The following is a 13,906-nucleotide window of genomic DNA, read 5'->3' as shown; positions in this document are numbered from 1 at the left end:
CGCGCAAATCGATCGGTCAGCCTGCCGGAGCTGCCCGTCGTTTGCTGACTTCTCGTAGCGCTGGGTAGTCGCCGCGGGTGCTGCCTGAGAGGCGGGCGTAGTTCTCGAAGGTTGCGACGCTGAAGTCGAGCATGTCGGCGAGGACTTTGGCTGGGACCGCGCCTGCGAGGCGGAATCGTGCGGTGCTTTGCAATTCGGAGATGGTAACGCCGAGCGGGCGGAGTCGCCGGTTGAGATACTGCGGGTCACGCGGCTGGCCGGGTCGAAGGCCGGGGAACAGCCAGGCATTGGGCGGTGCCTCCGAGAGGAGATCGAGTTGTTCTCGCGCGAGCACGGCGATCGGATCGGGGAGCGCGAGTGGGCGGTCCCCGATGAGGAGGTCGAGGGCAGCGTCTTGGTCGCGGAGCTGGTCGCGGCGCAGGATGAGAACCTTGCTGGCTGGGAGACCGTAGACCGCTATCAGTAGCGCCGCGAGACGTGCGTCGAGCGCGATCGTTTGATCCGTGGCAAGGACGCGAATGACGTGTTCGAGGTGCTCTTCGGACGTGCTGATCGTGGGAACTTGGCGAGGGAGCATCGAGATGTGGAGGTCGGGCGTGATATCTCGTTCGGCTGCCCAAGCCAGGAACTGCGGGAGCCAGCGGCGGGCGGTGCGGAGGGTGGTGAACTCCTCAATCTGTGCCTGAGTGAGAGCGCGCAGGGGTGTCTGCTGTTCCTCTGCCCAGGTGAGGAAGGCGACCAGGCCGCGCAGGGATGCTTTGACGTGCCGAGCTGCGCCCGCGGAGATGTCGCCGGAACTATCGCGACTGGCCCTGCGGAGTAGCACCCAACGCGTGTATGTGCGTAGCATCTGGTGGTGCTCGGCCGGGGCTTCGTTGATGGTCTGCGTCGCCCAGGCCATCAGTTGCCTGGTGGCCGCCGCGTCGCGGGGCAGGGCACAGGCGTCGAGGAGCAGCGTCCTCAGGTAGCTCAACGGCTTGCTCGGCCGCGGCGTGTCGAGCACCGACTCGATTGGTGTTCGGCCGGATGCGATGTCGCGCAGCAGCTCCGTGCTCGGCCCCATGTGCAGCCACTTGATGATCTGAGCCGGGCGGGGCTGCGCGGCCAGGTAGTCACGCAGTGCCCGCATCGGGGGAAGGAACTCACCGTCGGGGCCGGTGAGGATGTCGTCGCAGCGGTCGCGGAGGACGCACTTCCCGCAGAGGCGACCGTAGTGGTGCTCTTCGCTGCCGCAGCGGCGGCAGGCGTAGCGGGCAGCCTGCCCGGCGCAGTCCGCGCAGCAGGGGCGCTCGTCGGTGCCGAGGAACGCGAGGATGCGTTTCTGAGCGCATCCAGGGCAGGGTGCCGCGTTGCGGAGAATGCGATTGTGGCAGGCGAAGCAGTGCGGGCCGTGGAGCATGTTCGCGGCGATCTTCTTCTGCTGTCCGCAGGAGACGCAGCGACGCAGGCGCGGCGGCAGGCAGTTCAGGCAGACTCTTCGCCCGTTGATGCGCCCGACGGTGGTGACCGTCTTCCCGCAGTCGTCGCAGGTGAACGTCGGGATGCCTTCGGGGCCGCAGCGCTGGCAGACGCGCTGCCCATCGGCGTTGGTCGCGGTGAGCTTCTTTACTCGCAGGCACTGGGGGCACTCGGCGTAGGCGCGGCGTTGTGAACAGCGGAAGCACTCGCGCTCACCGTGCTCGTTGCGGACCTTGACGACCTTCCTGGTGCGGCATGACGGGCAGAGCGGTAAGCGAATGCCGGTTGCGCCGCCGCGGGCGAGGTTCGCCAGCAGCGCCTGAACGTGTACCGGAGTCTCACCGTCCAACGCGGTGGGATCGAACTGTTCACTGGTCAGCAGACGCAGCACCCCGTTGCGTTGCCGTGAGTCGATGAGCCGTTCTGCCGCGTCAATGATGGTCTGTTCCGGCGCGGTCCCTCCCTTGGCGCTCAACGCCGCCGCAACACGCCGCCCGAACACTCCATCCGGCTGTGGTGTGCCGCGCGGGATCGTGGTCACGGCTTTGGACGCTGGATACGCGCAGGGACGGGTCGTAGATCTCCGATGTCTTCGATCTTCCCGCCCGTCCCCGTCGCCTTCACCGACTGCGTGGCGACTTGCTCAAGGACGAGCAGATCGCTCGGGGTGCAGTCCAGGATCGTGCAGAGCGCGGCGAGGACCTCGACGTTGAGCCGTTGCGGGGTCTGCGTGACCAGCCGGAACACCTGTTCGCGGGAGAGCGCGACGCCCTCGGCTTTGAGCGGTTCGAGGAGGTCGGTGGTCTTGAACATGCCCCGCTCGGCCATCAGCGTCCGCAACCGCCAGGTGATCGTCTTCGTCGTCATCAGGTGCTTCCTTCCGGGAAGTAGAACTTGTCGATCGCCGCCGCCAGGACGCGGTTGCGGTAGTCGTCGGTCACCGAGGTGTAGATCGCCGTCGTCGACGCGTAGGCGTGCCCGACCTGGGTCTGCACGAACTGCTCTGCGTAGCCCAGTTCGATCAGATGCGTCACGTACGAATGTCGCAGGCTGTGCAGGGTCAGCTCGCTCGACAACTCGGCCTCGTCGCGGAGCTGCGCGAACCGCCGGTCGAGGTAACGGTCACCGACGCGGGTGCCGCGCTCGGTCGGCCAGAGCCCCGGATGATTGCCGGGACTGAACTTCTCCCGGACCTGCTCGACGTAGACGCGCAACCCGTCGATCGCCCAGTCGAACTCCGGCAGCGACAACACCGAGCGGCGCTTGGGGATCGACCCTTTCGATGACTTCCCGTGGCGCACGTGCAGCAGCCCGAGCCGACCCCATTGTGGTGTCTTCGCGTTCGTGCGCAGATCGACCACATCCAGCCCCAGCACCTCGCGGCGACGCAGCCCCCACGCATAAGTCGTCTTCAGTAGCTGGGCATCCCGCAGCGCGGCCAGCGCGCCCTTGCGGCCCTGCTGCCGCAGTGTCTCCACGCGGGCGTCCGCGACGGCGAACAGTGCGTCCAGTTCGTCGTAGTCCAGCGGACGACGGCCCGGCGTGCCCTCGAAGTCGACGGTGTGCGCGACCGTGTTCCACTCGAAGCACACCTGCGTCGGCACCGACCCGAACCGAGACCGACACTCCGCTACCCAGCCATAGCGCTGGTCGGTGATGAAGTCGCAGAACGCGCGCAACGTCAGGTGATAGATCCGCACCGTCGAGCGCGACAACGGTCGCGGGCCGCTGAACAGGCTTGTCGTGAAGTCCTCGACATCGCCCGGCAACCACTCCCACGGGTATGAGTCCGCGAACCGTTGGAACCGCTGCACCTGCCAGCGGCGCATCTGGATCGTCTGCTTGGCGAGGCCCCGGCTCACCTGCTGGCGGGAGAACCCATCGAGCATTCCGCTGAACACGGCCGCGTCCTCGTGCAACGGTACGACGCCCGGCTGCCGAAGCAACAGCACCTCCGCATCCTTACTCATCCCATCATTATTGCATCTAACGCAACGCTATGATGGATGACATGGCTCGCAACGCGGATCACGCCCTCGCGAAACCACACGGAATCGCGAGGCTGAGCACCAGTCGGGGGCATCGGCGCGCCCTACTCCACCGCTCAGCTCGCAAGCAAACGCGGGCTTGGCGACGCCAAAGCCCGAAAACACCCGGAAACACGGGTTGTTGCATCAGATCGAAAAGTTCTCGCTTCTCGATCCACGCGACCCGCGACGTAAACACGCGCAGTCAGCACGTCTTCTTCAACCAGCTCGCCCGCGATGCCGGATGGGTCATCGACTGGTCGCAGATTCCCGGCGACGTGTTCGCCCACGCCCGCACCCTCGCCATCGTGGAAGACCACTCCGGCCTTGACGCGCTGATCCGCCCGAACCTCCTCACCGTCGAGGACGCCGAACAACGCGACCGACTGATGGGGCTGCTACACGAGCACGCAGAGAGCTTCACGACGCGCAAGATCGTCCGCGACCCTGGCCTGCTCGACCGCGAACTGCACGCCGCACGCGAACACCGTCGCACCCTGCCTCCGCCAGATGCGTTCGAACACCACGACCCGCCCAGCGGCGGGCGCGGCGGCCCGAGCCTCGGACGGTAGCCGAGGGCAAGGGCGCGACGCGCCCGCGGCAGCCCGACCTCGCTGGCTCATAGGCCGCGAGCCGGGCCTTTGTGCCCGGGTGCGCTTCGGTGGTGCCGCCCGTAGTCGTGTGACAGGGCGCGCTCTCGCTCCGCTTGCTGGGCGTCGCGGGTGGCCTGCGCTGCGCGGGTCTGCTCGATCCTCTCTACGGCTTCGGTAGGGGTGAGTGTGCGCAGCAGGGCGGCTTCCTCTCGCGCCTGCTTCGCGGTCTTCGCGGCTCGTGCGGCCTGTTGCGCGGGGTTGGTGGCGAGGTACGCCTGCTGATTGCGGATCACCGTCTCCGCGCCGAACGCTCGCGCGTATGCCGCGAGTTGTGCGGTCTGTGCGCGCTCCGGCCGGTGCAGCAGCGCGTCGCGCGCCGCCTGGTGTTCCTGCTCGGCGTCGATCACGCGCGGGTCGCCGTCGATCCGGGGCCGGGTCACTCGCTCCACCCAGCTATCGACGCGCTCGTTCCACCTCGGCGGCTCACCCCACTTGCTCGTCAACTGCTGGTGCGCTTCGCGGGTTCGTGCCTGGGCGTTCTCGTGCTCGGTACGGGCGCGGCGCTTCCCGAACCACGACGCCGCCCGCATCTGCTCGCCCGCCGCGTTCTCGGCGGCGTTGGCCTGCTCCCATTCGGTGAGTGCCGTTCTTGCGGCCGAGACGACGGGCGCGGTGACCTCGGCGCGCACCTGCTCGGCCCGCTGCCGTGCGGTCTGCTCGGTAGCGCGTGCGTTCTCGCGTAGTGCCGTCTCCCGGTCGCTGAGGTCGGCAAGGGCGGTACTGACTTGCTGCCAGCGTGTCGCCTGCGCCTCGGCCGTTTCCGCACGCTGCACGAGGGCTGCTATCTCGTCGTTCACGAGCTGCACGGGGCCGTGCTCGGTCAGCCCGGCGACTTCCTCGACGGCGCGGCGGGTGGCGTCGGCAAGACCTCGGTCGGCGCGGTCGCGTTCCATCGCCTCGATGAGCTGCGCCCGCGCGTCGGCCAGGTTCTCCGCGGCGATGTGCAGCAGGTTCTCATTGCGGCCTCGCGTCATCCCGACATACACGCCTGCGGCGCTGGCGGCGTCGGTGAGAATCGTGTGCGACCCGGCCGCGGTCGCGCCCTGCACCCCGTAGGCGGTCGCCGCATACGACAGGTGCGCGTGCTCAGCCACATACTCGGCGGGGAGGCGCACTGTGCGCTGCCGCTTCCGCCCGTTCCCGGCCTCGCGCACGGAGAGCGCCCCATCGTCTTCGACGCGCTGCACGACCCATGTTTGGCGGTTCGCCACCCCCACATCGGCACTGTTCTTCCGCGTCTGAATCACATCCCCGGCTCCAACAGGGAGACCGTCGCTCCCGTACACGGTAGTCGTGTCGTCGACGAGCCCTTGCGAGACTCGTTCTTCGCGGATGCGGGCGTTGACGGTGCGGGCCTCGTCGTTCGTGCTGACGGTGACAGCTTCGCCGTCCTGCCGCTGCTGCGCGATGTGCTGGCGCGCATCGTCGCCGCTGTCGTGCAGGCGGATCAAGTCGAGTGCGGCGAGCTGGTCGAACACCTCGCCGGGGCTTCTGCCGTCGCGCATCCGTAGCGTGACCTCGGCGTAGGCGGGGTCGGTGAAGCGGTGTACCTCGGCCATGTCGAACGTGCCGCCCCGAATGTGCGCGGCCATGTCGAGCACCCCGCCGCGACCGACGGCCGCGAGCTGCGCACGATCCCCGACAAGCGCGACCGTCGCGCCCGCCTCGGCGGTGACGGTCAGGAGGGCGATTGCGGTGTCTTGGTCGAGCATTCCGGCCTCGTCCACGATCACCCGCTCACCCCGCGCGAGCCGTGCATCCTCGGACGGGCCGCGATAGGTGCGCCCCGTCTCCGGGTCGGTATCGCCCGGTGCGAGACGCGTCCATACGCCGTCGTTGTTCCAGCGCCAGCCGTGCGCGTGCACGAGCGCCGCAACACTGGTCGCGGGCACCCGGAGTTCTTGCTGTGCGACCTGTGCGGCGCGCAACGTCGGCGCAACTACCCGCGACACCCGCCCATGCTGCGCTGCGACCTCGATTGCGACGCCGAGCATGGTGGTCTTGCCGGCCCCGGCTGCGCCCTCAACGATCACAAGCGGTTCGGCGGAGGCGACTTCAGCGGCGGCGCGTTCCTGCCCGGCATCCAGGCCCCGCGCCTGTGCCGCCTCGCGCACGTCCGGGTGCCTTGGCTCCCGCTTCGGTACTCGTGCGGTCAGGAGGTCGTGCAGCTCCGTCTCGGCCTGCACCACGCGCAGGCTGGTCAGGTGCGCCACATGCTCCGGCGTCGGCACACCAGGCGGGAGGATCGAGAAGCAACCCTCCATCGCCAGGGCGGTGGCGATGCTGACGAACTCGCGTATCTCGGCGGGTGCGGCTTGCACGCCGTACTCGGTCATGATCCGGGTTGCGTGCTCCTGCACCGTGTGCCGCGTCCACGCCGAACCCCCTGCCGCGCAGCGATCCAGCGCCCTGCTTGCGACGGTCTGCACGGAGAGGTCATCCAGCGACGCCGGCACACGACGCACAGGCCGGCGCAAGGTCTCGGGGTCGTAGCCGGCGTCGCGTAGCTCGGTCACCCAGGCGTGTTCTTCGCGGAGGGTGGTGGGCTTCTTCGCTGGCCGCTCATACGCCCACGCTTTCGCCGCGAGCCGGGCGGAGACGACCGGCCCCATCGCCTCGCCCGGATGCGCCGCCTCCCACTCCGCTTCGAGCCGTTCGAGATGCTTGCGTACTTGCTCGCCCCGCTTGCTCATCACACCGTTGAACCGCTCGATCTCGACCACCTCGCCCGATACCGGATCGAGGGTGAGGCCGTGCCGATCCAGCACCTCCGCAAGCTCCGGGTGCGCGGCGATGACGGCGGTGCCGAGGGCGCGGATTGCGCCCTGCTGCCGGAACAACGCCGCCGTATCCAAGGCTCGCCACTTCCCGGCCGCCCACACGCGGGTGCCGACCTGGAAGTGGATATGCCGGTGCGGGTCACCCGCGCGCGACGTGCGATGCGACACCGCCACGGTCTGCAACCCCTCGACGGGCACGACCTCCTGCTTCCCGCGCGGCCCGACGCGAGTCACGGAGTGCTCGGCGAGCCACCGCTGAATCTCCGCCACCGCGTCCTGCTGCGCCCGGTCGAGCGCTGCGGAGACCTCCGGGTGCAGGGCTGCGGCGATGGAGAGCGACTTCGGGGCGTTCACCACCATCTCCGCAAACCTGGGCGATCCCCGCCGCCCCTCGCCCGGCAGACGCGGCCTGCCCATCGACTCGCCCGTGAGCGGGTTCACCCAATCCACCCACGTCGCATACGCCTCCGGGTCGAGCCCCAGCGCAGCGGTCACATTCCCCTCACTGTCGAGCGCGGTGAATGCCGCCACGGACGCATCCGCGCCGAGGTAGTAGTCATCCGCGCGGGAACGGTCGGCCTCGACATAACGGCGCGCGTCGGCTCCGGTTCCCCGGAACAGGATCACACCGCCATGCATGTCGATCACCACCTGATATTTCTTGTATAGCAACTGATGTATCTACTACGGTAGGATACGTTCATTCAGAAGAACAGGGGTGGTGTTCGGTTCGGTAGAGAGCGGGAAGCGTGGGCCAGTGGGCTTGGCGGTTAACCGTGAGGGTCTTGGTTGAGGATCTGTATGTGAGTGACTAACATTTGGAGTATGGATCGTTGGGGTCGGACGCATGAGGCTTTGAGGCAGGCGGCGTTGGAGCTGTTCACGGAGCGCGGGTATGACGCGACGGGCACGGCTCAGATCGCGGCGCGGGCCGGGGTGAGCGAGATGACGCTGTTCCGGCACTTCTCGTCCAAGGAAGCGTTGTTGCTCGCCGACCCGTTCGATCCGCTGATCGCGGAGGCGGTGCGCGCACGACCCAAGGACGAGCCGCCGATGCGGGCACTGGCCGAGGGCATCCGGCAGACATGGGCCGAGGTCGATGCCGAGAGTATTGCCGCCCTGCGTGTCCGCCTGCGGATGGTGGTGGCTGCGACCAGTCTCCGGGGAGCGGTGGAGCGCAACAGTGAGGCGACGATCACCGCCCTGAGCGGCGCGCTTTCGGATCGGGGCGTGACCCCGGTCGCGGCTCGGGTTGCGGCGACTGCGGTGATTTCCGGATTGAGCATCGCGCTGCTGGATTGGGCGCAGTCTGAGCATGCCGCTCCGGGCGACGCGCTGGCCCGCGCTCTCGACATCCTGGGAGGTGCGGCGAATGCTTGAGTTCGAGAACGTCGGCCTGCGCTTCCGAGGCGGCGCCGGCGTTGAGAACCTCACGTTCCGCGCCCTGCCGGGCGAGATCGTCGCCCTGATCGGTCTGAACGGTGCGGGCAAGACCACGCTGATGCGGCTCGCGCTCGGGATGCTCCGCCCCCAGCAGGGCACGGTACGACTGTTCGGCGAGTCACTGGAATCTGCCCCTACGTCGTCTTGGGCGGGGGTCGGGGCGTTGATCGAGGTGCCGTTGGCCTACCCCGAGCTGACCGTGCGGGAGAACTTGCGTATCGCCTGCCTCTTGCACAGCACCGACCCCGGCCGGGTCGAGAACTCGCTGGACGCCTGGCGGCTGACGCCGGTCGCTGCTCGCCGATTCCGCCGTCTCTCCCTCGGGAACCGGCAGCGCGTCGGCCTCGCCGCCGCGCTCCAACACAACCCCCGGCTGATCGTGCTAGACGAGCCGAGCAACGCGCTCGATCCCGCGTCGGTGATCCTGCTGCGCGACCAGCTCACCCGCCGCGCCGGAGAGGGTTCGGCGATCCTGGTCAGCAGCCACCACCTGGACGAAGTGGCACGGATCGCTGATCGCGTGCTGCTGATGAACGCGGGTCGCCTGATCGGGGAACTCGACACCACCGGCCCCGACCTCGAACGCGCCTTCTTCGAGCGCATCCGAGAAGACGACGAACACCATCTGACAGCAGGGGAGGTTGCACGATGAACGCGGCGATCCGTGTCGAAGCTCTCAAACTTGTGCGCTCCCCGGTCGGCACGATCGGCACCCTCGCCCTCGTCGCAGGCACGCTCGCACTGCTGGGCGGGATCACTGCGGCCCTGGCAGACGGCAACCCCGAACTGACAGCCAAGGCCGGTACTGCGGCGACGCTGGACTGGAACGGCCTGCTCGCCAGCGCCGCGCAGATCACCGCCGCCGGAGGACTCCTCGGCTTCGGCGTCGTGCTCTCCTGGATATTCGGCCGCGAGTTCACCGACGGCACGATCACCGGCCTGTTCGCGCTCCCCGTCAGCCGCAGCCGGATCGCGCTCGCCAAACTGACGGTCTACGCCGCGTGGTCGATCACGGTCAGCGTCGTGCTCACGCTCGGCATCCTCGCCCTCGGACTCCTCCTCGGCTACGGCACCCCGACCGACGACGACTGGGGAGGTCTCGCCAGGCAGGGCGCGCTCACCATGCTCACCGCCGCAATCGCCGTTCCCGTCGCGTGGATCGCCTCCGTGACACGCTCGCTGCTCGCCTCGGTCGGCGGTGCGATTGCTCTCGTCATCATCGCCCAGGTCGGAGCCCTCGCCGGAGCCGGAGGGTGGATGCCTCTCGCAGCTCCCGCGCTCTGGGCGATGAGCAGCGGCACCGCCGTGACTCCCGCCCAGCTCGCCCTCGCAATCGCGGTCGGCATCGTCTTCGCGGCACTCACCTGCGCTGCCTGGGCGCGACTCCAACTCAACCGATAACCCTCCGATCACGATGCGTCCATCATGTCCACAGGAAGCAGGCTTCGAGTAGCAGTAGCTCGTACCGATACCGGCCGCCGAGAAGTGCCGCCAGCGGCCTACGACCATGTACGGCTGGTGGTCATCCGTGACGGCTCGACGATCCTCCAAGGCGAATGCGACGCTCGGCCTATCACGGTGGGGGATGCAGCTCTTGTCGCCCCACGAGTGGTCTTCGGGCACACGCCGGAGGGCGTGGCAACCGCGACAACGCTGATGCTGGACACGGACTATCTCATTGAGCACTTGTTCTGGCAGCACCTCGATCTGATCCCCGACCGCGACGCCGCCCGCGACCTCGCCGCCAAGCTCTACCCCGAACCCCTGCAAGTGCTCCACCTCGGCGAAGCAGAACTCGCGCGTCTGGGGCCGATCCTCGATGAACTCGTGAGCCGAACCGAGACGGGGCAGGACGCGGCAGGCTACTTCCGCGCTCAGGCGCTCCTGTTCTCCGTGCTCGAAGCAGTAGCACCGCACGTCCGGCAAGTGCCGGTCGCGGTGCTGCCGCTCACGTCGCGGCAGCGGGCCGCGCGGATCGCCGCTCCGCGTTGGCAGAGGTTCCGCCCGGTTCGCCGTGAGGCGGCGCGGGTCGCCGCGCTCATGCACGACGACATCACGCAACCCTGGCGGCTGGATCATCTCGCCGCGCACGCCTGCCTCTCAAAGAGCCAACTCACCCGCGTCTTTAGGGAGTCGTTCGGAGTGACGCCGCTGGTGTATCTCTCGATGCTGCGAGTGCAGGAAATGGCGCGCCTGATCCGCGAGACCGATCTGCTCATCGCCGTCATCACCGAACGAGTCGGCTGGTGCTACCACAGCGGATGCGCCACCCGAGCATTCCGCCGCTACATGGGCGTCACCCCGATCCACTACCGCCACTACGGGCCACCGAGCGCGAGTCAGGCTGGGCCAGGTGTCGGCGCCCATCACGGCGTTAAAAGTGCTAACGAAAGTGCTAAGCAACCTGTAGGTCGGGGTATCGCGGTGGAGTTATCCACAGGTCAGATGCCGTAGATCCTTGATTTTATGCGGTAGAACGCCCTACCGAGATTCGCGGCGCGAGGGGGTCGAGGTCAGTTCAAGTCCCCCCTCGCGCACACAAGATGTGTTTAGGAAACTGAGCAAATCTGATTACGAGTCTGGCCCCGAGTTATTTAGGTAACTCGGGGCCAGACTCGTTTCCCACGCGATTTGCGGTTCGTGGAGCCGCTTCAGCCTTTAACTCCCGCTTACTGAGGAGGCTGTGCGGCGGATACTGCGCCGCAGTCTTGCCTAGATGTCAAGCGCCTGCTGGGCGTAAGCGAACCCCGCACGAGCGATGCCAAAGTACGCCCATTTGCCTCGTTGTTCACGCGTCACGAAGCCCGCTTCGGTGAGGATCTTCATGTGGTGCGAGACCGTTCCCTGAGAGAGCCCAACCGGCGCGGTGAGGTCACAGATGCAGGCTTCCTGCTCGGGGCTCGCTGCAATGAGCGAAAGCAATTTGATTCGCACCGGGTCGCCCAGCGCCTTGAAGGTGCGTGCCGTCTGCTGTGCGGACTCATCACTCATCGGTACGAGGGGGGACGTGCGGCAGCTGGTGTCGACGGTGGTCATAGCTCCATCCTAATCCTCATATTGACATTCTTCAATGTGAGGCGCAGACTGGATGTATTGACGTCAATCAATGCGAGGAGAATTGTGTCTGAGTATCCCGTTGTTGTCATTGGTGCAGGTCCTCAGGGTCTGGCTGCGGCAGCTCATCTAGTCAATCGAAACCTGCCTGTCATGGTTCTTGAAGCGGGGCTTGAAGCCGCTCCAGCCGTCCGTGAGTGGTCGCACGTGCGGCTGTTTTCAGCGTGGCCGGAACTGACCGATGCAGCAGCTCGGGAAATCTTGGAACCGACTGGCTGGAAGGCTCCGACTAAGGGTTACCCGCTCGGTGGAGAATGGGTATCTGAGTACCTAGAGCCACTGGCGCAAGCGCTCGGCGACGTCGTTCGATACGACAGCCGTGTAACCGCTGTGACTCGCCAGGGCCGCGACCGCACGGTGTCATCGACACGTTCGCGGACGCCGTTCGTACTGCACGTCACGAATGCCGACGGTGACGAATCTCGTGTTCTAGCGCGTGCCGTCATCGACGCAGGCGGCACGTGGCAGACGCCGAATCCTGCAGGTGCTGACGGATCCCCAGCGCTCGGTGAATCGGCCTTGAAGGAGCGACTGAGGCAGGATATCCCCGAAAGCGTGAAGGAGTATGCGGGCAAGCACATCGTCGTGGTGGGCGCTGGGCACTCGGCATCGCACGCAATCATTCGCCTTGCCTCATTGGCCAGACGCGACAAGGCCACGAAGGTGACCTGGCTCTTGCGTCGAAAGGCGGGCTTGGGGGTTTTTGGTGGCGGCTCTGCAGATGAATTGCCGGAGCGGGCGGCCCTGGGCAATGGTGCGCAACGCGCTGTCGAGACGGGCGCGGTAGAACTTATTCGCGGCTTCCGTGTCGCGCAGTTCGTCGAATCGGAAGGAACTCTCGCGATTCTCGGGGAAGAAGGCGAGCGCATCGAGAACGTCGACCAGGTCTTCGCCTTGACCGGTTTCCGCCCCGATTTTTCGTACTTGTCCGAAGTGCGAACATCAACGGATGAGGTTCTACAAGCGGTGTCTGGCATCGCTGCGGAGATCGACCCGAATCTGCACTCCTGCGGCTCCATCGGGGCAACCGGGGCACGCGAGTTGGTGCAGCCCGAGACTGACTTCTATATCGTCGGAGCAAAGTCCTATGGACGCGCGCCTACCTTCCTGGCGCTCACCGGGTATGAGCAAGTTCGTTCGGTAGTTGCCGCGCTGGCGGGTGATAGCGAGGCCGCTGCGCGCCGTGAGCTTGTCCTTCCCGACACTGGCGTTTGCGGAGGGGCCGGCGATTTCGGTGATGCCCCGTCAACGGGCAGCTGCTGTGCCGCCCCTGCGCCCGAATTGATTCAGTTGGGTGCCATCGGAACCCGATGAGTGTATGAGAAGCCGCGAGCACGTTGCTCGCGGCTTCTAATACGTGCAGGATGCACGCCAGAATGTGGGCATGGGTAGTCGACAACTTCCGAACTTCACGCCAGCTCAGGTCATCGCGCTCACAGATGCGCTCTTGGAGAACGCCCATAGCCTCTTCAACGCAGCCCAGCTTCTTCCTGGTCAATGAGGACTACTGGTTTGGTGTGGAGGCCGCAGACCCTGAGGCAAATGAGGCAGAACTCGGCGCCATCCGAGGGTGAACGAGCAGGCACGACCGGGCAAAACTGCGAGGCTTCTATGTCGACGTCTCAAAGACGGGCGATGTCATGAAGCCAGGTGACGTCGCAGACAAGGAGATGCTGGAACGCGTATTGGCTGCCGTGCATCAGATTGGGTGGCAGTTGCGACTCGGAGAACACATCGAGGGGAAGCGACAGGACCAGCAGGAAGAAGGCATTCCAGCGGCCTCAGCTGAGCTGATTCAATACATGTTCGAGCCTGGGGATTGACATTAACGGGCGCGAAGATGCGATTCCGGGAACCCCGTTGAGGAATGCGTCTTATCGCTTCAACGACCCTGAGAAGAAGAGTAGTGAGCCGTTTCAAAACATGGGCAAACCGGGTTATGAAGCAGAAACCCGCGAACTGCTCGCACTCATGGTGGAACACTCTGCAGATTCTGGGCCTCTGCCAGACGGGGCAGAGACCCCACAGCCTACGAACGAGGATGAAGGCTTGCAATAAGCCCTTCAATGCGCCCGCGAATTTCGTCTCGAATTACACGAACTGGCTCGATGCCCTGACCCGCCGGGTCGTCGAGTTTCCAGTCTTCGTAGCGTTTGCCCGGGAAGAACGGGCAGGCATCGCCACAGCCCATCGTGATGACGACATCCGATTCCTTAACGGCTTCGGTAGAAAGAAGCTTGGGCTGCTGTCCGGCGATGTCGATGCCGACCTCCGCCATGGCCTCCACCGCAGTGGGATTGATCTGGTCTGCTGGGATTGAACCCGCCGAGAGGACACGGATGTCGGGGGCGAGTTCGCGGAGGAAGCCGGCGGCCATCTGGGAGCGTCCGGCGTTGTGAATGCAGACGAAAAGTACAGTGGTGGCGGTCAT

At 66.2% G+C, this 13,906-nt stretch carries 12 protein-coding genes and 1 pseudogene; 7 read left to right on the top strand and 6 right to left on the bottom strand.

Annotated elements, in window-relative coordinates; all coding sequences use genetic code 11:
- Nucleotides 1-16: 16 nt before the first annotated feature.
- From FVP60_RS11080 to FVP60_RS11070, 3 genes are read right to left on the bottom strand one after another with little or no spacing between them, the layout of a single operon-like run.
- Nucleotides 17-1,999, bottom strand: coding sequence for a hypothetical protein (locus FVP60_RS11080; protein ID WP_147826353.1), 1,983 nt, complete (start codon nucleotides 1,997-1,999; stop codon nucleotides 17-19).
- Entirely contained in the window at nucleotides 1,996-2,325 is a 330-nt protein-coding gene (locus FVP60_RS11075) for a helix-turn-helix domain-containing protein (RefSeq protein ID WP_147826352.1), read from the bottom strand. The genes FVP60_RS11080 and FVP60_RS11075 overlap by 4 nt, the downstream gene beginning before the upstream one ends.
- The gene (locus FVP60_RS11070) at nucleotides 2,325-3,428 is read right to left on the bottom strand and encodes a tyrosine-type recombinase/integrase (protein WP_147826351.1); all 1,104 of its coding nucleotides are present in this window, start codon (nucleotides 3,426-3,428) and stop codon (nucleotides 2,325-2,327) included. Before FVP60_RS11070 ends, FVP60_RS11075 begins: the two co-directional genes overlap by 1 nt.
- Before the next feature lie 335 nt (nucleotides 3,429-3,763).
- Here FVP60_RS11070 and FVP60_RS11065 point away from each other — a divergent pair, with 335 nt between their 5' ends.
- On the top strand, nucleotides 3,764-4,057 hold the full coding sequence (locus FVP60_RS11065) for a hypothetical protein (protein WP_147826350.1): 294 nt from the start codon (nucleotides 3,764-3,766) through the stop codon (nucleotides 4,055-4,057).
- Between the two features lie 47 nt (nucleotides 4,058-4,104).
- On the opposite strand, the gene mobF is transcribed toward FVP60_RS11065, so the two are convergent.
- Complete coding sequence (gene mobF, locus FVP60_RS11060; protein WP_246132584.1) at nucleotides 4,105-7,569, bottom strand: MobF family relaxase; 3,465 nt, start codon at nucleotides 7,567-7,569, stop codon at nucleotides 4,105-4,107.
- Between the two features lie 174 nt (nucleotides 7,570-7,743).
- On the opposite strand from mobF, the gene FVP60_RS11055 reads away from it, so the two are divergent.
- The 4 genes from FVP60_RS11055 (at nucleotide 7,744) to FVP60_RS11040 (ending at nucleotide 10,815) form a co-directional block, all read left to right on the top strand.
- Nucleotides 7,744-8,298: a TetR/AcrR family transcriptional regulator gene (locus FVP60_RS11055; RefSeq protein ID WP_147826349.1), complete on the top strand. Its 555-nt coding sequence runs from the start codon at nucleotides 7,744-7,746 to the stop codon at nucleotides 8,296-8,298.
- Nucleotides 8,291-9,013: an ABC transporter ATP-binding protein gene (locus tag FVP60_RS11050; protein ID WP_147826348.1), complete on the top strand. Its 723-nt coding sequence runs from the start codon at nucleotides 8,291-8,293 to the stop codon at nucleotides 9,011-9,013. Before FVP60_RS11055 ends, FVP60_RS11050 begins: the two co-directional genes overlap by 8 nt.
- The gene (locus FVP60_RS11045; protein ID WP_147826347.1) at nucleotides 9,010-9,762 is read left to right on the top strand and encodes an ABC transporter permease; all 753 of its coding nucleotides are present in this window, start codon (nucleotides 9,010-9,012) and stop codon (nucleotides 9,760-9,762) included. Before FVP60_RS11050 ends, FVP60_RS11045 begins: the two co-directional genes overlap by 4 nt.
- 117 nt (nucleotides 9,763-9,879) lie before the next feature.
- Nucleotides 9,880-10,815 carry a helix-turn-helix domain-containing protein gene (locus FVP60_RS11040; protein WP_187240650.1) on the top strand — a complete coding sequence of 312 codons (936 nt, stop codon included), beginning with the start codon at nucleotides 9,880-9,882 and terminating at the stop codon, nucleotides 10,813-10,815.
- A gap of 258 nt (nucleotides 10,816-11,073) precedes the next feature.
- Here the strand turns inward: FVP60_RS11040 and FVP60_RS11035 are convergent, their stop codons facing one another.
- Complete coding sequence (locus FVP60_RS11035; protein WP_187240649.1) at nucleotides 11,074-11,397, bottom strand: ArsR/SmtB family transcription factor; 324 nt, start codon at nucleotides 11,395-11,397, stop codon at nucleotides 11,074-11,076.
- 84 nt (nucleotides 11,398-11,481) lie between these two features.
- On the opposite strand from FVP60_RS11035, the gene FVP60_RS11030 reads away from it, so the two are divergent.
- Both FVP60_RS11030 and FVP60_RS13365 read left to right on the top strand, forming a co-directional pair.
- Nucleotides 11,482-12,789: an NAD(P)-binding domain-containing protein gene (locus FVP60_RS11030; RefSeq protein WP_147826345.1), complete on the top strand. Its 1,308-nt coding sequence runs from the start codon at nucleotides 11,482-11,484 to the stop codon at nucleotides 12,787-12,789.
- Between the two features lie 278 nt (nucleotides 12,790-13,067).
- Nucleotides 13,068-13,298: pseudogene (locus tag FVP60_RS13365) on the top strand (hypothetical protein); the annotation flags it as partial.
- Between the two features lie 206 nt (nucleotides 13,299-13,504).
- Here FVP60_RS13365 and FVP60_RS11025 read toward each other — a convergent pair.
- Nucleotides 13,505-13,906: an arsenate reductase ArsC gene (locus FVP60_RS11025; protein WP_147826344.1), complete on the bottom strand. Its 402-nt coding sequence runs from the start codon at nucleotides 13,904-13,906 to the stop codon at nucleotides 13,505-13,507.

Origin of the sequence: Microbacterium mitrae, assembly GCF_008017445.1 — a bacterium.
GTDB lineage: Bacteria > Actinomycetota > Actinomycetes > Actinomycetales > Microbacteriaceae > Microbacterium > Microbacterium mitrae.
This window is presented reverse-complemented; position numbering and strand designations above follow the sequence as displayed.

Excerpts from the sequence above, each read along its gene's own strand:
- FVP60_RS11050 (WP_147826348.1), top strand. The coding sequence starts at position 8,291 with ATGCTTGAGTTCGAGAACGTCGGCCTGCGCTTCCGAGGCGGCGCCGGC.
- FVP60_RS11035 (WP_187240649.1), bottom strand. The coding sequence starts at position 11,397 with ATGACCACCGTCGACACCAGCTGCCGCACGTCCCCCCTCGTACCGATG.
- FVP60_RS11075 (WP_147826352.1), bottom strand. The coding sequence starts at position 2,325 with ATGACGACGAAGACGATCACCTGGCGGTTGCGGACGCTGATGGCCGAG.
- FVP60_RS11070 (WP_147826351.1), bottom strand. The coding sequence starts at position 3,428 with ATGAGTAAGGATGCGGAGGTGCTGTTGCTTCGGCAGCCGGGCGTCGTA.
- FVP60_RS11045 (WP_147826347.1), top strand. The coding sequence starts at position 9,010 with ATGAACGCGGCGATCCGTGTCGAAGCTCTCAAACTTGTGCGCTCCCCG.
- FVP60_RS11025 (WP_147826344.1), bottom strand. The coding sequence starts at position 13,906 with ATGACCGCCACCACTGTACTTTTCGTCTGCATTCACAACGCCGGACGC.
- FVP60_RS11055 (WP_147826349.1), top strand. The coding sequence starts at position 7,744 with ATGGATCGTTGGGGTCGGACGCATGAGGCTTTGAGGCAGGCGGCGTTG.